The 18,396-nt window shown below is 62.0% G+C and carries 14 protein-coding genes and 1 pseudogene; 10 read left to right on the top strand and 5 right to left on the bottom strand.

What is annotated here, in order from left to right; genetic code table 11:
• The first annotated feature begins 5 nt into the window (after positions 1-5).
• From coaBC to dut, 3 genes are all read left to right on the top strand, one after another.
• The gene (coaBC, locus tag LJ655_RS28015) at positions 6-1,223 is read left to right on the top strand and encodes a bifunctional phosphopantothenoylcysteine decarboxylase/phosphopantothenate--cysteine ligase CoaBC (RefSeq protein ID WP_230564413.1); all 1,218 of its coding nucleotides are present in this window, start codon (positions 6-8) and stop codon (positions 1,221-1,223) included.
• A gap of 80 nt (positions 1,224-1,303) precedes the next feature.
• Positions 1,304-2,320 (top strand): LLM class flavin-dependent oxidoreductase, encoded by a 1,017-nt coding sequence (locus LJ655_RS28010; RefSeq protein ID WP_230564412.1) that lies wholly within the window; start codon positions 1,304-1,306, stop codon positions 2,318-2,320.
• A 64-nt stretch (positions 2,321-2,384) separates the two neighbouring features.
• Positions 2,385-2,831, top strand: coding sequence for a dUTP diphosphatase (gene dut, locus LJ655_RS28005; protein WP_230564411.1), 447 nt, complete (start codon positions 2,385-2,387; stop codon positions 2,829-2,831).
• Between the two features lie 143 nt (positions 2,832-2,974).
• On the opposite strand, the gene clpA is transcribed toward dut, so the two are convergent.
• Both clpA and clpS read right to left on the bottom strand, forming a co-directional pair.
• On the bottom strand, positions 2,975-5,272 hold the full coding sequence (gene clpA / locus LJ655_RS28000; RefSeq protein WP_230564410.1) for an ATP-dependent Clp protease ATP-binding subunit ClpA: 2,298 nt from the start codon (positions 5,270-5,272) through the stop codon (positions 2,975-2,977).
• A complete protein-coding gene (gene clpS, locus LJ655_RS27995) occupies positions 5,269-5,583 on the bottom strand; it encodes an ATP-dependent Clp protease adapter ClpS (protein ID WP_008919570.1) in 315 nt (104 codons plus the stop codon). The genes clpA and clpS overlap by 4 nt, the downstream gene beginning before the upstream one ends.
• Before the next feature lie 558 nt (positions 5,584-6,141).
• Between clpS and LJ655_RS27990 the strand changes: the two genes are divergently transcribed.
• Positions 6,142-6,348 carry a cold-shock protein gene (locus tag LJ655_RS27990; protein ID WP_007180614.1) on the top strand — a complete coding sequence of 69 codons (207 nt, stop codon included), beginning with the start codon at positions 6,142-6,144 and terminating at the stop codon, positions 6,346-6,348.
• 165 nt (positions 6,349-6,513) lie between these two features.
• Here the strand turns inward: LJ655_RS27990 and icd are convergent.
• Positions 6,514-7,771: pseudogene (gene icd / locus LJ655_RS27985) on the bottom strand (NADP-dependent isocitrate dehydrogenase).
• 263 nt (positions 7,772-8,034) lie between these two features.
• Here icd and LJ655_RS27980 point away from each other — a divergent pair.
• From LJ655_RS27980 to LJ655_RS27955, 6 genes are all read left to right on the top strand, one after another.
• Complete coding sequence (locus LJ655_RS27980) at positions 8,035-8,604, top strand: pseudouridine synthase (protein ID WP_230564427.1); 570 nt, start codon at positions 8,035-8,037, stop codon at positions 8,602-8,604.
• A 496-nt stretch (positions 8,605-9,100) separates the two neighbouring features.
• The gene (locus tag LJ655_RS27975) at positions 9,101-9,286 is read left to right on the top strand and encodes a hypothetical protein (protein ID WP_230564409.1); all 186 of its coding nucleotides are present in this window, start codon (positions 9,101-9,103) and stop codon (positions 9,284-9,286) included.
• Between the two features lie 144 nt (positions 9,287-9,430).
• Positions 9,431-9,946 (top strand): DUF192 domain-containing protein, encoded by a 516-nt coding sequence (locus tag LJ655_RS27970; protein ID WP_230564408.1) that lies wholly within the window; start codon positions 9,431-9,433, stop codon positions 9,944-9,946.
• A gap of 272 nt (positions 9,947-10,218) precedes the next feature.
• Entirely contained in the window at positions 10,219-12,327 is a 2,109-nt protein-coding gene (fusA, locus tag LJ655_RS27965) for an elongation factor G (RefSeq protein WP_230564407.1), read from the top strand.
• A 204-nt stretch (positions 12,328-12,531) separates the two neighbouring features.
• Positions 12,532-13,059, top strand: coding sequence for a cupin domain-containing protein (locus tag LJ655_RS27960; RefSeq protein WP_230564406.1), 528 nt, complete (start codon positions 12,532-12,534; stop codon positions 13,057-13,059).
• A gap of 31 nt (positions 13,060-13,090) precedes the next feature.
• Positions 13,091-14,110 carry a HoxN/HupN/NixA family nickel/cobalt transporter gene (locus LJ655_RS27955; RefSeq protein WP_230564405.1) on the top strand — a complete coding sequence of 340 codons (1,020 nt, stop codon included), beginning with the start codon at positions 13,091-13,093 and terminating at the stop codon, positions 14,108-14,110.
• Positions 14,111-14,686: 576 nt separating this feature from the next.
• Here LJ655_RS27955 and LJ655_RS27950 read toward each other — a convergent pair.
• Together LJ655_RS27950 and LJ655_RS27945 are read right to left on the bottom strand one after the other, a co-directional pair.
• Positions 14,687-15,931 carry an HlyD family type I secretion periplasmic adaptor subunit gene (locus LJ655_RS27950; RefSeq protein WP_230564404.1) on the bottom strand — a complete coding sequence of 415 codons (1,245 nt, stop codon included), beginning with the start codon at positions 15,929-15,931 and terminating at the stop codon, positions 14,687-14,689.
• Positions 15,928-18,321 (bottom strand): type I secretion system permease/ATPase, encoded by a 2,394-nt coding sequence (locus tag LJ655_RS27945; RefSeq protein WP_230564403.1) that lies wholly within the window; start codon positions 18,319-18,321, stop codon positions 15,928-15,930. Before LJ655_RS27945 ends, LJ655_RS27950 begins: the two co-directional genes overlap by 4 nt.
• Positions 18,322-18,396: the final 75 nt, after the last annotated feature.

Here is an 18,396-nt window from a genome sequence, read left to right as displayed (position 1 = left end):
TTTCGTTGGCAACCGCAGAACTCGCAGGCAAACACCTCGTCCTCGGCATGACGGGCGGCATCGCCTGCTACAAGATCGCCGAACTCACGCGTCTGCTGACCAAGGCAGGCGCAACCGTGCAGGTCGTCATGACCGAAGCGGCCACCCAGTTCATCACCCCCATTACGATGCAGGCGCTGTCGGGCCGGCCGGTCTACACAAGCCAGTGGGACGCGCGCGTGCCGAACAACATGGCGCACATCGACCTGTCGCGCGAAGCCGACGCGATCGTGATCGCGCCCGCCTCGACCGACTTCCTCGCCAAGCTCGCGCACGGCATGGCCGACGATCTGCTCTCGACGCTGTGCATCGCGCGCGACTGCCCGCTGCTCGTCGTGCCGGCGATGAACCGGCAGATGTGGCAGAACCCCGCCACGCAACGCAACGTAGCGCTACTGCGCGCGGACGGCCTCGAAGTGCTCGGCCCCGATTCCGGCCCGCAGGCCTGCGGCGAAATCGGCGATGGCCGCATGCTCGAAGCGGCCGCGACCTACGAGGCGATCGCGTCGTTCTTCGCGGCGAAAATCCTGTCCGGCCGGCGCGTGCTGCTGACCGCTGGCCCGACCTTCGAACCGCTCGATCCGGTGCGCGGCATCACGAATCGTTCGAGCGGCAAGATGGGCTTTGCACTCGCGCGTGCCGCGCAGCAGGCGGGCGCCGACGTGCATCTGGTGGCCGGTCCGGTCGCGCTGGAGACGCCGTGGGGCGTATTGCGCGAGGACGTGCAGACCGCGCAGCAGATGCACGACGCGGTGATGCGCGCGGTCGCGGATGCGGACATTTTCATCGGCGTCGCGGCGGTGGCCGACTGGCGCGTCGACCACGTCAGCGATCAAAAGATCAAGAAGACTGCCGAGCGCGCGCTGCCGAGCTTTTCATTCGTCGAGAATCCGGACATCCTCGCGGCGGTCGCCCGACTGCCAAAGCCGCCGTTCACGGTCGGCTTCGCCGCGGAGAGCGACAACCTCGAAGTCCACGGCGAGGAAAAGCGCGCGCGCAAAAACGTGCCGCTGCTGATCGGCAATCTGGGTCCGCAAACGTTCGGGCTCGACGACAACGAAGTGATCCTGTTCGAAGCAGGCGGCGCGACCAGGCTGCCACGCGCCGACAAGCAGACGCTCGCGCGCGCGTTGATCACCGAAATCGCGAAGCGTCTGCCGCCCGACCCCGGTCCGTTTCGCTGAGCAGGCCAACGGCGACGGACATGTGTGTCCGTGCCGTCCTGCTTGCATAGCCAACCGGAATCATCTGGAGCACTACCGTCATGACGCTACTCTCCGTGCTCGATCAAACCCCGGTGATCGCCGGTCATTCGGTGGCGGACGCGATCGCCGCGACCGTCGAACTCGCGCAGCTCGCCGACGACCTCGGCTACACGCGCTACTGGTGCGCCGAGCACCACGGCCTGCGCGGCGTGTCGAACCCGTGCCCTGAAGTGATGCTGGCGCGTCTCGGCAGCGTGACGAGCCGCATTCGCATCGGCTCGGGCGGCATCATGCTGCCGTACTACAGCCCGTTCAAGGTCGCCGAGCAGTTCATGATGCTCGAAGCGCTGTTTCCCAACCGCGTCGATCTCGGCCTCGGACGTGCGCCGGGCGGCGACATGCGTACCGCGCAGGCGGTCGCCGCTGGCACCTACAATCGTGGCGAGATTTTTCCGCAGCAGGTTGCCGAGCTGCTCGGCCTGATGCACGGCTCGCTGCCCGACGATCACCTCGCGCAAGGCGTCCTGCTCCAGCCGCAGGTCGAGACGCGCCCGCAACTATGGATGCTCGGCTCCAGCGAATTCGGCGGTCTGCTCGCCGCGCAGCTCGGCATCCGCTTCTCGTTTGCGCATTTCATCAATGCGCATTTCGGCAAACAGGTCGCGCTGGCGTATCGCGAGCGGTTCCAGCCCGGCAAAGAGTCGTCGCATCCGTATCTCGCGGCCGCGGTCTTTGTGATCTGCGCGGATACCGAGCACGAAGCCGCGGACCTCGAAAAGGCCGTCGATCTGCGTCGCCTGCAGATGGCATATGGCCTGAACGAACCCATTCCGACGATCGAGCAAGGCATCGCGCAGGAGTATGGCGAGCGCGAACAGCTCGTGATCGACCGGGAAAAGCCGCGCAGCATCATCGGCACGCCCGAGAGCGTGACCGAGCGGCTCACGGATCTGCAGCAGCAGTTCCAGGCCGACGAGCTGATCGTGCTGACCGTGGCCGGCAGCTATCGCGCGCGCCTGCGCTCCTACGAACTGCTCGCCGACGCGTTCCAGCTCGGCTCGAACAAAGCGGATTGATCACCCGGCTTTTGCCGGTCTGCCGCCTGCCTCTTCACCCAACCCCACTCACTATCGAACTTGCATGAAACTCGAACTGAAGATTCTCGATGAGCGCATGCGCGAGCAGCTCCCCGCCTACGCAACGACCGGCAGCGCGGGCCTCGATTTGCGCGCCTGCCTCGACGAACCGCTGACGCTGAAACCCGGCGAAACCGCGCTGGTGCCGACCGGGCTCGCGATCCACGTCGGCGACCCTGGTTATGCTGCGCTGATTCTGCCGCGCTCGGGTCTGGGCCACAAGCATGGGATCGTGCTCGGCAACCTGGTCGGCCTGATCGATTCCGACTACCAGGGCCAACTGATGATTTCGACGTGGAATCGCGGCGATACAACGTTCGTGCTGAATCCGATGGAACGCCTCGCGCAACTGGTGATCGTGCCGGTCGTGCAGGCGCAGTTCGAAATCGTCGATGACTTCGAGGAAAGCGTACGCGGCGCGGGCGGGTTTGGCAGCACCGGCAAGCGTTGATCGATTGCTGCGATGCGGCGGCTGGGCTTTTCAGGGCACGCCGCCAGCGGTAATTCGGAGCAAAAAAAACGGCGCGGGGTAAAACCCGCGCCGTTCTGCTTTTCGCGCTTGGCCGGCTTTACCCAACGCCGGCCTGACTGGCATCACTCGACTTCCACCGCCTCCGGATTCGGATTACGCGGCGCCGGCTGCTCGTCGAAGGTCAGTTGCACCTTGTCGTCCGCGTCGACGTCGACCGTGACCCGACCGCCGTTCATCAGCTTGCCGAACAGCAATTCGTCGGCGAGCGCGCGACGGATCGTGTCCTGGATCAGGCGCTGCATTGGACGCGCACCCATGAGCGGGTCGAAACCGTGCTTCGCGAGATGCTTGCGCAGCGCGTCGGTGAAGAGTGCATCGACCTTCTTCTCGTGCAACTGATCTTCCAGCTGCATCAGGAACTTGTCGACCACGCGCATGATGATTTCCTCATCGAGCGCACGGAAGCTGATCGTCGCGTCCAGACGGTTGCGGAACTCCGGCGTGAACATCCGCTTGATGTCGACCATCTCGTCGCCCGCCTCGCGGCGGTTCGTGAAGCCGATCACCGCCTTGCCCATCGCTTCGGCGCCCGCGTTGGTCGTCATGATGATGATGACGTTGCGGAAGTCCGCCTTGCGCCCGTTGTTGTCCGTCAGCGTGCCGTGGTCCATCACCTGCAACAGCACGTTGAAGATGTCCGGATGCGCCTTTTCGATTTCGTCGAGCAGCAGCACGCAGTGCGGCTTCTTCGTGATCGCCTCGGTCAGCAGGCCGCCCTGGTCGAAACCGACGTAACCCGGCGGCGCGCCGATCAGCCGGCTCACCGCGTGACGCTCCATGTACTCGGACATGTCGAAGCGGGTCAGCTCGATGCCGAGCGTAAACGCGAGTTGCTTCGCGACCTCGGTCTTGCCGACACCGGTCGGACCGGAGAACAGGAACGCGCCGATCGGCTTGTCGAGCTTGCCGAGGCCCGCGCGCGCCATCTTGATCGCGGCCGAGAGCGCGTCGATAGCCGGGTCTTGCCCGAATACGACGCTCTTCAGATCGCGGTCGAGCGTCTGCAGCTTGCTGCGATCGTCCTGCGACACGCTTTGGGCCGGCACGCGCGCGATCTTCGAGATGATTTCCTCGATCTCGTTCTTGCCGATCGTCTTCTTCTGCTTCGACTTCGGCAGAATGCGCTGCGCCGCGCCCGCTTCGTCGATCACGTCGATCGCCTTGTCAGGCAAGTGACGATCGGTGATGAAGCGCGCCGATAGCTCAGCTGCCGCCGACAGCGCACCCGACGAATACTTCACGCCGTGATGCTCTTCGAAACGCGACTTGAGCCCGCGCAGGATCGCGACCGTCTGCTCGACGGTCGGTTCGGTCACGTCGACCTTCTGGAAACGACGCGACAGCGCCGCGTCCTTTTCGAAGATGCCGCGGTATTCGGTGAACGTGGTCGCGCCGATGCACTTCAGCGTGCCAGACGAGAGCGCCGGCTTCAGCAGGTTCGACGCATCCAGCGTGCCGCCCGAAGCGGCGCCCGCGCCGATCAGCGTGTGGATTTCGTCGATGAAGAGAATCGCGTGCGGACGCTCCTTCAGTTCCTTCAGCACCGTCTTCAGACGCTGCTCGAAGTCGCCGCGATACTTGGTGCCCGCGAGCAGTGCGCCCATGTCGAGGGAATACACCTGGGCATCCGCCAGGATGTCCGGTACTTCTCCGCGCGTGATGCGCCATGCGAGCCCTTCGGCGATCGCGGTTTTGCCAACCCCGGCCTCGCCGACCAGCAGCGGATTGTTCTTGCGCCGGCGGCACAGCACCTGCACCACGCGCTCGACTTCCGACTCGCGCCCGATCAGCGGATCGATGCGGCCGTCCTTCGCCATCTGGTTCAGGTTTTGCGTGAACTGGGCGAGCGGCGTTTCCTTCTGCGCAGCGGCTTCGTCGGACTCGGCATTCGCGTCGCTTGCTTTCGCTGCGTCGGAACTGCTCGTCTTGGCGATGCCGTGCGAGATGAAATTGACCACGTCCAGACGCGTGACGCCCTGCTGCTGCAGGTAGTACACCGCGTGCGAATCCTTCTCGCCGAAGATCGCGACCAGCACGTTCGCACCGGTCACTTCCTTCTTGCCGTTCGAGGTGGACTGCACATGCATGATCGCGCGCTGGATCACACGCTGGAAACCGAGCGTGGGCTGCGTGTCGACGTCGTCCGTGCCCGGCACGGTCGGCGTGTTGTCATGAATGAAGTTGCGCAGGTTCTGGCGCAGGTCCTCGATATTGGCCGCGCACGCGCGCAGCACCTCGGCCGCCGTCGGGTTATCCAACAGCGCGAGCAAAAGATGTTCGACCGTTATGAACTCGTGCCTTGCCTGGCGCGCTTCCATGAACGCCATATGCAGGCTGACTTCCAGTTCCTGGGCAATCATGCTTCCTCCATCACACACTGCAGCGGATGCCCGGCCTGCCGTGCGTGGGTAACGACTTGCTCGACTTTGGTCGACGCGATGTCCCGCGTATAGACCCCACAAACTCCCCTGCCTTCGCGATGCACCTTCAACATGACCTGCGTTGCGGTTTCACGATCTTTATTAAAATATTCCTGCACGATCATCACGACAAATTCCATCGGCGTGAAGTCGTCATTCAGCAGCACCACCTTGTACATGGACGGCGGCTTGAGTTTCTGCTCCTGCCGCTCCAGTACGGTGCCGTCCTGCTTGTCCGGGATAATCGCCATACACCCATTCTAAACAACTAGGACAGGCCCGCAATCCTGTCGAAACCCGGCCACCCGGCCGATGAGCCCGTTCGCTGCCGCCCGGCCGGTCACGAGGTTGTCATGATTGCCCAGGTAGACGCGTTTTCGACGGGCCGATTGCGGTGCCGGCCCCCATCCTGTCATGCGCGGTGCGTACTGCACCGCAGTCGGATCGAGTATCGCACAACCTGCCGGTCCTGGCTGGAAACGCTGGCCGCACTGGGCGCCGGCACCTTGGGCACGCTCAGCATGTGCGTCGATTATGCGACTTTTCAAGCGATGCCGCTTGCGCCACCGCACATAACGGAAGCGGGAAAAACCCTGGAAAGCAGCCGGTTTGCAACGCGACAACGACGTCTCAAAAATGTTCTTGACACTCGAATAAAGAGCCCCAACAATCAAGCTGGCACTTTTTTCACTAAGCCATAATTTCGAAAAAATGCCGAAGGTGAGCTTGTGAGGAGGAAGCGGCTGCCTCGTGTGGTCGTGGCTTTTCGAGGGCTCGTGGTAGTGACATGAGTTACAGGGGAAGTTGGAATGGCAACTGGTACGGTCAAATGGTTTAACGACGCGAAGGGTTTCGGGTTCATCACGCCTGACGAGGGCGGCGAGGATCTGTTTGCACACTTCTCGGCCATCCAGATGAATGGCTTCAAGACGCTGAAGGAAGGCCAGAAGGTCACCTTCGAGGTTGTGCAAGGCCCCAAAGGCAAACAGGCATCGAACATTCAGGCACCAGCCTGAGGCGTTCGTTTCCTGACCTTTTTGAAACCCGGCTCCGTGCCGGGTTTCTTTTTTGCGGCGGCTTTCCGGCCGGAAAGCCGCGCGAAAACTCAGGGGAAAAGAATACCCCCGCCGCCTGCTGGCGATGGGGATTTTATGCAAAACGAATAATCCCGGCGAAATCAATTACATATTTTCAATCATTACTTGCCCAAATGCGGAGCACGACACCTGGGTTGCGCCTTCCATCAGACGGGCAAAATCGTAAGTGACGCGCTTTTGCAGAATCGATTCTTCCATCGAACTGATTATCAGATCCGCCGCTTCGAACCAGCCCAGATGGCGCAACATCATTTCCGCCGAGAGGATTTCCGAGCCCGGATTCACGTAATCCTTGCCCGCGTATTTCGGCGCCGTGCCGTGCGTCGCTTCGAACATCGCGACCGAATCCGACAGATTCGCGCCGGGCGCAATGCCGATGCCGCCCACCTGTGCGGCGAGCGCGCTCCGAAACGTAGTCGCCGTTCAGGTTCAGCGTGGCGATCACATCGTATTCGGCCGGGCGCAGCAGAATCTGTTGCAGGAACGCGTCGGCGATCACGTCCTTTACGACGACGTCGCCGCCGGTCTTTGGATTCCTGACTTTCATCCACGGTCCGCCGTCGATCAATTGCGCGTCGAACTCCTTTTGCGCTAGCGCGTAACCGTAGTCGCGGAACGCGCCTTCGGTGTACTTCATGATGTTGCCCTTGTGCACCAGCGTAACCGAGCGGCGTTCGTTATCGATCGCATACTGGATCGCCTTGCGCACGAGACGCTCGGTACCTTCGCGCGACACCGGCTTGATGCCGATGCCCGACGAATCCGGGAAGCGAATCTTGTTCACGCCCATTTCTTCGCGCAGGAACCTGATGACCTTCTTCGCCTGCTCGGATTCGGCCGGCCATTCGATGCCCGCGTAGATGTCTTCCGAGTTCTCACGGAAGATCACCATGTCGATCTTCTCGGGCTCGCGCACCGGCGAGGGCACGCCCTTGAAGTACCGCACCGGGCGCAGACACACGTAGAGGTCCAGTTCCTGGCGCAACGCGACGTTCAACGAGCGGATGCCGCCGCCGACCGGCGTGGTGAGCGGCCCCTTGATCGATACGATGTATTCCTTGACCGCCTGCAGCGTTTCGTCTGGCAGCCATACGTCCGGGCCGTACACCCTGGTCGCCTTCTCGCCCGCGTAAATTTCCATCCAGTGAATTTTCTTCTTGCCGCCGTACGCCTTTGCAACCGCCGCATCCACGACCTTGAGCATGACCGGCGTGATGTCCAGACCGGTGCCGTCGCCTTCGATATACGGGATGATCGGCTCGTCGGAAACATTGAGCGAGAAGTCGGCGTTGACGGTGATCTTCTCGCCACCGGCCGGAACCTTGATGTGCTGATACGGCATGATCGGACTCCAGTGAAAGCTTTGCGAATGCTGATGGGAGACTGCGAAAACGACGCCTTCGCCGCGCGATGCCGAACGTCCGCGAGCGGCCTGGGCGCTATTCTAGCCGACCCCTTGCGCGCGACACGGCCGTCCACGGCTGCGGCTTTTCCGAGATGGCCGACGGCTCGGGCGCGCCGCACTCCTCTATAAGATACAGGGATCGGCATCCCGATTTATGCATTATCATCGCGCCGTCAGTCGCCCTGCAGTATCGCTTTCGTATGCGCCTTCTCGCCCTCAACAAACCGTTCGGCACCATCTGCCAATTCTCGCCGCACGAGACGCGCGCGTCACTTGCCGACTGGGTCAAGGTGCCCGGCGTCTACCCGGCCGGCCGGCTCGACTCCGATAGCGAAGGACTGCTGCTGCTCACCGATGACGGCGCCCTGCAGGCGCGCATCGCCGAGCCGCGCCACAAGCTCGTCAAACGCTACTGGGCGCAAGTCGAGGGTGCGGTCGACGACACCGCGTTGAAAAAGCTCGCGCGCGGCGTCGATCTCGGCGACTACGTGACGCGCCCATGCCAGGCGAGCCATGTCGAGCCGGACAGCTCGCTGTGGACGCGCACACCGCCGATCCGCTATCGCGCTGCGATCCCGACTACGTGGATCGAGCTATCGATCACCGAAGGCAAGAACCGTCAGGTACGTCGCATGACGGCCGCGGTCGGTTTTCCGACACTGCGCCTCGTGCGCGTCGGCATCGGCGCGCTTGACATTTTTTCACTCGGACTGCGACCCGGCGAGAGCGTCGAGTTGCGAGCGAACGCGCCGTGGGATGGCATCGCCTGAACGCTATTTGACGATTGCGTGTGCCGGCCACAGCATGGCTTGGCCGCCTCGCGCACACGCGAACGTGCGTTCGCGTGATCACTCACATGCACGTTTCATGTTTGTGACAATCAGCGCTAACTCGTTGTAGCGTCAAGCAAAATAATGCGTGAAACGTGGGCCCGGACGGCGTGAAACATATTGGCTCACGCAAGCCTTCGCAATGAAGTTTGGCCGCTGTTCACCACGCGAAAAATTTCCGCTCGCTTCACGTCAACCGCCGCACGACTCCACGCGTTATTCGACGCAGATGCCGCCGAAGCTATCCGGCATTCAGCCTTAAAGACCTTTGCATACGCCGCTTTGCGCGGCGAGTACGAAAGTCCGAGCGCTAGCAGACGCGTCGAAAATTTTGTTCGATGCGGCTGTCAACCGAAAGGTGGATGGCACGTTTACCGACCTGACTCTACATAAGCCGGGTCATTTGGTTAATTAACTCAAGCTGAGGATTCACAAAATGAACAAACTGATCGCCGCTCTGGTCGCTGGCCTCTTCGCAACGGCAGCATTCGCACAAGCATCGGCACCGGAAGCAGCTTCGGCAGCTCCGGCAGCAGCAGCAAAGAAGACCACCAAGCACGCTCACAAGAAGTCGCACAAGAAGGCAGCAGCAGCTGCTGCAGCTTCGGCAGCTTCGGAGTAAGTTGCTTGTAAGAACGCAGTCAAGAACTAGCTTCATTGCCGTTCTTACGGCGTTGTAAGGCAGATCACCGCAAGGCGATCTGCCTTTTTGTTTTTGACGCGCTCGCGTAACATGCGCGAGTTCATTTCAGCAAGGAGTCTTGCCGTGCGATTTATCATGCGCTCGTTGTTGGCGCGCTTCGCCGTTGCCGTTGCACTGCCGCTCGCGGCGCTCTCGTTCGCCGCCACAACCGCCCCCGCCCAGGCGCAGCAGATGCCGCCGGGCGCCAAGCAGCCGGGCGACTTTCCGCGCGTCAGGCTGACCGCGGGCATGTTCGTGATCGACGCGGCCGTCGCCGCCAACGATGCGGACCGCGAGCAGGGCTTGATGTATCGCACGAAGCTCGCGCCGAACGAAGGCATGCTGTTCGTGTTCAACGAGAACGCCGGCCACTGCTTCTGGATGAAGAACACGCTAATCCCGCTGTCGATCGCGTTCATGCGCGCCGACGGCACGATCACCGACATCGCCGAGATGCAGGCCGAGACCACCAACAACCACTGCCCGACGCACAACGGCGTGTTCGCGCTGGAAATGCCCAAGGGCTGGTTCTCGGCGAAGGGCATCAAGCCGGGGATGCAGATTCAGGGTTTGCCGCCAGTGCCGGGTATCACGCAGTAAACGGCTCGCCGCCGGGCTCTCCGGCCGCCTGAGCGGTTCGTCCGCCCCGCCGCGCCGTCCCGAAAAAGCCGGCGCCTCAGCTCGAGGCGCCGGCTTTTTTTCGCCCGTGCAGCCCCGCGCGGCCAGCCTCCGCGCCGGCTGGCAGGATTCATGCAAAAGACCAATCGACGCGCTATCCTTGTATTCGCGACAAAGCAGCACCCCGACTCCCCGGGCGGCCCACGCGGCCGCCCGGCATGCGTTTCAGGCGCGCCATTACAAGGAGATTCAACGTGCCCCGCAAGACTCCCATCGAGCGCTACCGGAATATCGGCATCAGCGCTCACATCGATGCCGGCAAAACCACCACCACCGAACGGATCCTGTTCTACACCGGCGTGACCCACAAGATCGGCGAGGTTCACGACGGTGCGGCGACGATGGACTGGATGGAACAGGAGCAGGAGCGCGGCATCACGATCACGTCGGCGGCCACCACGGCGTTCTGGAAAGGCATGGCCGGCAACTATCCCGAGCATCGGATCAACATCATCGACACCCCCGGGCACGTCGACTTCACGATCGAAGTCGAGCGCTCGATGCGCGTGCTCGACGGCGCGTGCATGGTGTACGACTCGGTCGGCGGCGTGCAGCCGCAATCGGAAACCGTGTGGCGCCAGGCGAACAAGTACAAGGTGCCGCGCATCGCGTTCGTCAACAAGATGGACCGCGTCGGCGCCGACTTCTTCCGCGTGCAGCGGCAGATCGGCGATCGCCTGAAGGGCGTCGCCGTGCCGATCCAGATTCCGATCGGCGCGGAAGAGCACTTTCAGGGCGTGGTCGACCTCGTGAAAATGAAGGCGATCTACTGGGACGACGACAGCCAGGGCATCAAGTTCGAGTACCGGGACATTCCTGCTGAGCTCGCGGCCACCGCTCAGGAATGGCACGACAAGATGGTCGAGGCCGCCGCCGAGGCGAACGAGGCGCTGCTCGAAAAGTACCTGGGCGGCGAGCACCACCTGACCGAAGAAGAAATCAAGCACGGCATCCGCGCGCGCACGATCGCCAACGAGATCGTGCCGATGCTGTGCGGCAGCGCGTTCAAGAACAAGGGCGTGCAGGCGATGCTCGACGCGGTGATCGACTATCTGCCGTCGCCCGTCGACGTGCCCGCGATCACCGGTCACGACGAGCACGACAAGGAGATCGAGCGTCATCCGAACGACGAGGATCCGTTCTCGGCGCTCGCCTTCAAGATCATGACCGACCCGTTCGTCGGCCAGCTGATCTTCTTCCGCGTGTATTCGGGCGTGGTCAATTCGGGCGACACGGTCTACAACGCGGTCAAGGAAAAGAAGGAGCGCCTCGGCCGCATCCTGCAGATGCATGCGAACGAGCGCAAGGAAATCAAGGAGGTCTACGCGGGCGACATCGCCGCGGCCGTCGGCCTGAAGGAAGCGACCACCGGCGACACGCTCTGCGATCCTAACCATGTGATCATCCTCGAAAAGATGATCTTCCCTGACCCGGTGATCTCGCAGGCCGTCGAGCCGAAGACCAAGGCCGACCAGGAAAAAATGGGCATTGCGCTGAACCGTCTCGCGCAGGAAGACCCGTCGTTCCGCGTGCAAACCGATGAGGAATCCGGACAGACGATCATCTCCGGCATGGGCGAGCTGCACCTCGAAATCCTGGTCGACCGGATGAAGCGGGAGTTCGGCGTGGAAGCGACCGTCGGCAAGCCGCAGGTCGCGTATCGCGAAACCGTGCGCAACAAGGTCGAGGACGTCGAAGGCAAGTTCGTCAAGCAGTCGGGCGGCCGCGGGCAGTACGGTCACGCAGTCATCACGCTGGAGCCGAGCGAACAGGGCAAGGGCTACGAGTTCGTCGACGCGATCAAGGGCGGCGTGATTCCACGCGAGTTCATCCCGGCCGTCGACAAGGGCATCCAGGAAACGCTGAAGGCCGGCGTGCTTGCAGGCTACCCGGTCGTCGACGTGAAGGTCACGCTGACCTTCGGTTCGTACCACGACGTCGACTCGAACGAAAACGCGTTCCGCATGGCCGGCTCGATGGCCTTCAAGGACGCGATGCGCAAAGCGAGACCGGTGCTGCTCGAACCGATGATGGCCGTCGAGGTGGAAACGCCCGAGGACTTCATGGGCAACGTGATGGGTGACCTGTCGAGCCGGCGCGGCATGGTGCAGGGCATGGAAGACATCGCGGGCGGCGGCGGCAAGCTGGTGCGCGCGGAAGTGCCGCTCGCCGAGATGTTCGGCTACTCGACGTCGCTGCGCTCGGCCACCCAGGGCCGCGCCACCTATACGATGGAGTTCAAGCACTACGCTGAAACGCCGGGCAACGTCGCCGAGGCCGTGATCAACGCCAAGAAGCAATGACGCTGAAGCGGCGGCATCGAGGGCAACGATTTGAAGCCCGCTCCCGGTGAGCGGGCTTTTTTTTCGCGGCGCCGTTCGCGTCCTCATGGCGCGCAGCCGTTTTTTGAACGTGCCAGAATGTCGATCATCGATATGGCGCGCCCCTCATTCGTAAGACCGAAGCGTACGACTCGAACGCGGCACGCAAGCCGAGGAGGAGACTCGATGAGCCAGGATCACGAACATCCGCATTACCGGGCCGAGCACGAGGCCATGGGGCCCGGCGCGCAGGTCGACTGGCGCGAGCACGGCGTGAAGGTCGTCCGCGGCGATCAGCTCGACACCAACACCGCGCAGACGCCGGGCATGAACCGGGCGGCGGCGATCAACGCGGCACGCGTCGGCGCGCAGAAGATCTGGGCCGGCACCGTGACGATCCACCCGAACGCCAAGACCGGCGCGCATCATCATGGCGCGCTCGAAAGCGTGATCTACGTAGTGCGCGGCCATGCGCGCATGCGCTGGGGCGAGCGTCTGGAATTTACCGCCGAGGCCGGTCCCGGCGACTTCATCTTCGTGCCGCCCTATGTGCCGCATCAGGAGATCAACGCGAGCACCGACGAGCCGCTAGAATGCGTGCTCGTGCGCAGCGACAACGAAGCAGTCGTCGTCAATCTGAACATCGACGCGGTCGAGCAGCCGGAAACGGTCTACTGGGTCGATCCGATCCACAAGCATCCACACGATCACTAAAATAGCCTGCCCATACATTCGCCCGCGCCACATGACGCCTACTGCCTCGCTGCGCCCTCGCCTCGTCGCCCTCTACGCGGTGCTGATCGCCGCCAACCTCGGCGCATGGCTATGGGCGCTGATCGCGTTTCGCCACTATCCGCTGCTGCTCGGCACCGCGCTGCTTGCATACGGTTTCGGTCTGCGTCATGCGGTCGACGCCGACCACATCGCGGCGATCGACGCCGTCACGCGCAAGCTGATGCAAACCGGCAAGCGACCGGTCGGCATCGGGCTCGCGTTTTCGCTCGGCCATTCGACGATCGTGATCGCAGCGACGCTCGGCATCGCATGGACCACGCATTCGTTGCATGGGCGCTTCGAGAGCTTAAGGGAAGTCGGCGGCATGCTCAGCACGCTGGTCTCGGCGACGTTCCTGCTGGTGCTGGCGGCGGTCAATCTCGTGATCCTGCGCGATGTGTGGCGGCGCTACCGGAATGCGCACCATGACGGCGCGGCGAGCACAGTGTCCGCCGATTCGCTCGCCCCTGCCGGCCTGCTGTCGCGCGCCTTGCGGCCGTTGTTCCGAATGATCACGAAAAGCTGGCACATGTACCCGGTCGGCGTGCTGTTCGGGCTCGGCTTCGACACCGCGACCGAGATCGGCCTGCTCGCGATCGCCGCGTCGCAGGCGGGCACCGGCCTGCCGCTCTATTCGATTCTCGTGTTTCCGGCGCTCTTCACGGCAGGCATGACGCTCGTCGATTCGACCGACAACGTGTTGATGGTCCATGCGTACGGCTGGGCGATGGACGACCCGAAGCGCAAGCTGTACTACAACGCAAGCATCACGCTCGTGTCCGCGGTCGTCGCGATCGTGATCGGCGGCGTCGAGGCACTGGAACTGCTGTCGGACCGCCTCGGCTGGAACCGCGGGGTCTGGGGCGCGCTCACGGGCTTCAACGAACATTTCGGCGCGCTCGGCTACGGCATCGTCGCGACGTTCATGGCGTGCTGGATCGGCTCAGTGCTGTTTCATCGCTGGAGACGGCCGGACGCGGCGGCAAGATGAATTGCCGCGGTACAACACGTTCTACCGACTAGCGCGTGGCCTCCGACCTGAGAAGCGATTTTGAAGCTTCCGGGAGTCATGGTTTATCAGGCGATTGCGGACTGCCGATAGCTGCGAGAATTGCAGGCCTGCATGTTTCAGCGCCGCAAAGGTCACAGTTGTTTTTGGTGTGTTGTGGACATGACCCTTCGATCGCGGAATGCCGCTCAACGGATTGAGGCCCGTCTGTCGACAGCAATATGGAAAACCTTCGACGTCTGCTATTCGATCGTTATCTCGATCCGAGCTGCGAAAGCGCGTCGATACCGTGCATGGTGTCGGTGAATTTTTCCGCTTGACCAGAAACATTGCGTGAGATCCTCATTTCGACCACAAAACTACAGGCACGCGGAAGGAAGCACTACAACAGAGGTATCGTGGACTAGGTTGCCAGGTATTGACCCAGTCAGGGTTGTGGCATCACCGCTCTACTCCACTCATGCCGCTCCTCCTCAGGACAACTCACGGGGAGATCAATGCCAGGCGTTTGGCAGATCTTCCCCAACAGTCCCAAAGGTGCGATTTTCCCGATTACTTCTAACGCTCCCGGAACGCCTCGCGCGCTTTGAAAATCGGCTTCAACAGGTAGTCAAGAATGGTTTTCTCACCAGTACGAATGTCGACCGTCGCGACCATACCCGGCAGAATCGGTAGGCTCTTCCCGCCAGCATGCAACTCACTCGAGTCTGTCAGCACGAGCACGCGGTAGTAGGTCGCATCGGGCCGGCCCGCTGCGGCCTTCTGGTCATCTTTGAGGGTGTCAGGACTGATGTGCTCCACCTTGCCGGTCAGGCCGCCATAAATGCCGTAGTCGTAGGCTGTAATCTTCACCGTGGCCGGTTGACCGGGATGCAGGAATGCGACATCTGAAGGCTTGATGCGTGCCTCGACGAGTAACTGGTCTTCCAGCGGAACGATTTCCATAATGTGCTCGCCCGGCTGAATGACCCCCCCAATCGTATTGACGCGCACGTTCTTCACCGTGCCATATACGGGTGCCACCACCGTCGTGCGTTGCAGGATATCGGCGCGGCCCACCACGGTTTCGCTGGTTTGCGCCAACTCCAGTTCCAGCTTCGTCAGTTCCGAGTTCGCATCGGCCTGAAACTTGTTGCGCCGCTCGACGATCTGCGAGCGCAGATCGTTTGCCTGACGGCGCATGCGGAGCAGTTCGACTTCGGACACCAGCCCTTTGGCCGCCAGCGGCTCGGCCAGCCCAATTTCCTTGACCGAAAGCGAGTGGCTTTTTTCCAGCGCGGCTACGCTGTCGTCGAGTGCGCGGCGTCGCGCGTTGTATGCGAGCGTCTCCTGCTTCACGACCGCAGGCACGGCTTTCACGTCGTCCGCAAACGTCAGTGGTTGCCCGTACGCCTCGGCGCGCAAACGAGCGATCGTCGCCTTCAGGCCGACCGATTTCGACCACGCTTCACGATAGCTTGTCTCTGCACGCGTTGGGTCGATCTTTGCCAATACCTGGCCCTTTTTGACGATATCGCCTTCACGTACTTCCAGCTGCTCGAGAATCCCGCCTTCGAGACTCTGGATGACCTGCTCGCGGCTCTTCGAAATGATGGTTCCATCGCCGTGCGTCATCTCTTCCACACGAGCAAAATGCGCCCAGGTCAGCCCGCCTGCCAGAATCGCGAGAATCACATAAAGCATGATCATCGAGCCAGGAGTCGACTGCGAGAGCAGAGATTCCTGGATGTCGCTCATAAATGCGGCGTCGCCTGGGGTGAGCCTGACATCTTTCGCGCCGCGTCTAAACATATTGAACTTCATTGAGATTGCTCCTTGTTCGGCGCGCCTCGGTGCTCGCTACTGGCTTCCGCAGTGGCTGCTGACGCGGCCCTTTTTGCCGCCAGAATCCTGATATCCGTGGTGACGGCTTTAGGCGCCGCGGGCGTAGCGGCTGAGCTGGAAGCGCTAGTGGCCACCGTTCCCGGCGGAGTGCGCTGTTGCACGTGCGGCTGCGATTTATCCACTCCGGCCGCTTTATCCTTGCTCGACAGCGCGGCGAGGATCTTTTGCTTCGGACCGTCTGCCACGACTTTGCCCTCCTCGACGACGACAATCCGGTCAACCAGTGCCAACAAGGATGGCCGATGAGTTACGACAACGATCGCCTGTCCGACCGTTGCACGCGCGAGGTGCTCGAGGAAAACCGCCTCCGTCTGGCTGTCCATCGCGCTGGTCGGCTCGTCGAGCAACAGAAGCTGCGGCCGCGCAAGGAGGCTGCGAGCTAACGACACCAGTTGACGCTGGCCGCCAGATATGCCCAGACCACCTTCTCCGATAGGAAGATTGATGCCCTTTGGATGGCGGCTGGCGAAGTGGTCGAGCCCGGTCAGACGCATCACGCGCAAAAACTCGTCAGCGGTCGCTTCGGGCCGGCCGATCATCACGTTTTCGCGCAGGGTACCGTGAAAAAGACGAGCATCCTGGCCCACATAACCCACGGCTTTACGCCAGTCGGCCAGGTCAATCTGGTCAACATCCAGACCGTCCGTGAACATCTGACCGCCGACCGGTCCATAAAGACGCGCCATCACACGCAGGAGGGTCGATTTACCGCTACCGACGCGGCCCAGAATCGCAACCCGCTCACCAGCTCCGATGCTCAGATTGACGTCCTTCAGAACCGACAGATTCGATTGCATGTCTGGCGCCGGGTATGAGAAGCAGACATCCTTCAGCGTGATTTGTCCCGAGAGCGAAGGCTTGGGCAGATAGGTACGAGATGGGTCACGATCAACGGGCATCGACATCAGGCTGTTCAACGAATGCAACGCGGCCTTCGCCTGCTGGAAGCGCAAGGCGAGTCCCATCACCTGGCCCAGCGGCGCGGTGATTCGACCGGCCAACATCACGGTACCGATCAGTGCGCCTTGCGTCAGCTCGCCTGCGCCAATCAGGTACACGCCCAGCACGACCAGCACTACCGTCTGCAACTGCTGCAACAAGGTGATGAAGCTCATTGCCTTGCTGGAGATCTGGCGCGACTTCATCGACGAGGATGCCGCCATCCCGCTGAAGGTCTCCCAACGCTTTTGCATATGGCCTTCACCACCCACCGCCTTGAGTGTTTCGAGACCTTCAACCGACTCGATCAGTACGCCCTGCTTGAGCGATGCCTCCTTGAGATTCTCTTTCATGAGTCGGGCAAGCGGCCACTGCACGAATAGACTCGCCCCGATGATCAACGGAACCATCAACAATGGTACCCAGCCCAGCGAGCCTCCGACCGCGAACACCACGCCCACGAAAACGAACACGAACGGCAGATCGGAGATGGCTGAGAGCGTCGCGGAGGTCGCGAAGTCTCGCACCGACTCGAACTCGCGCAGCTGGTTGGCGAACGAGCCTGCCGACGCCGGCTTGTGCTCCATCCGGATGGATAGCGCTCGCCGGAATAGAAGTGTGCCCATGATCAGATCCGCCTTCTTGCCGGCGACGTCCAGCAAATGGCTACGGACATGACGAGAGATCGCCTCGAACAGCATTGCAATGCCAACCCCGACCGCGAGCGACCAGAGCGTGACGTACGCTTGGTTCGGTACTACGCGGTCGTACACATTCATGGTGAAAAAGACGGTGGCGAGGCCAAGTACATTGATGAGCAACGCGCCAAGCGCGGCACTTGCGTAGTAGCGCCGATAGCGCCATAGGGTACCCAGTAGCCAATGGCCGGCTGGTTCGACGCTGCCCTCTTCGCGCAACTCCACTCTGGCTGTCGGCTTGACCAGAATGGCGTAGCCGGCATAGATCTCATCCATTTCCTCTTGGGTGTACTCCACGGGCTCTTGCCCGATTTCCGGCACGATCACCTGATACAGCAGGCGGCTTTTGCTTTCCTTATCCGGATTCGTCCGCCTACCCAGCAACACGCAGCCGCCCATCCGGCGATGCAGCAAAATGACCGGCAGCACGTGCCCCGGCAGCAGTTGCAAGCGGCGCTCCACGAGGCCCGCGGTGAGGCCCGCATTCGAGAGCGCGCCGAGCGCCAGCGACGGGGAAAGCATGCCACTCTTCGGCAGACCAGCGGTCAGTGCCTCTGCCGTCTTGCCGCAACCGTAGCGCTCGCAAATCCACATTACGGAGCTGAGCAGGCCGTCTTCATTGGTCAGGGTTTGCGCTGCAACCTGCATATCAGGAAAAACGTCTTGAGTCATGATCGGAACCGATTAGATTGATCGTTGCGGCGCGATACCTGAATCGTAATGGGGACGTACAGAACGTTGAAACGA

The organism is Paraburkholderia translucens (genome assembly GCF_020881035.1).
Taxonomy (GTDB): Bacteria; Pseudomonadota; Gammaproteobacteria; order Burkholderiales; family Burkholderiaceae; genus Paraburkholderia; species Paraburkholderia translucens.
The sequence above is the reverse complement of the archived record's forward strand: the minus strand, read 5'-3'. Positions and strand labels throughout refer to the sequence as shown.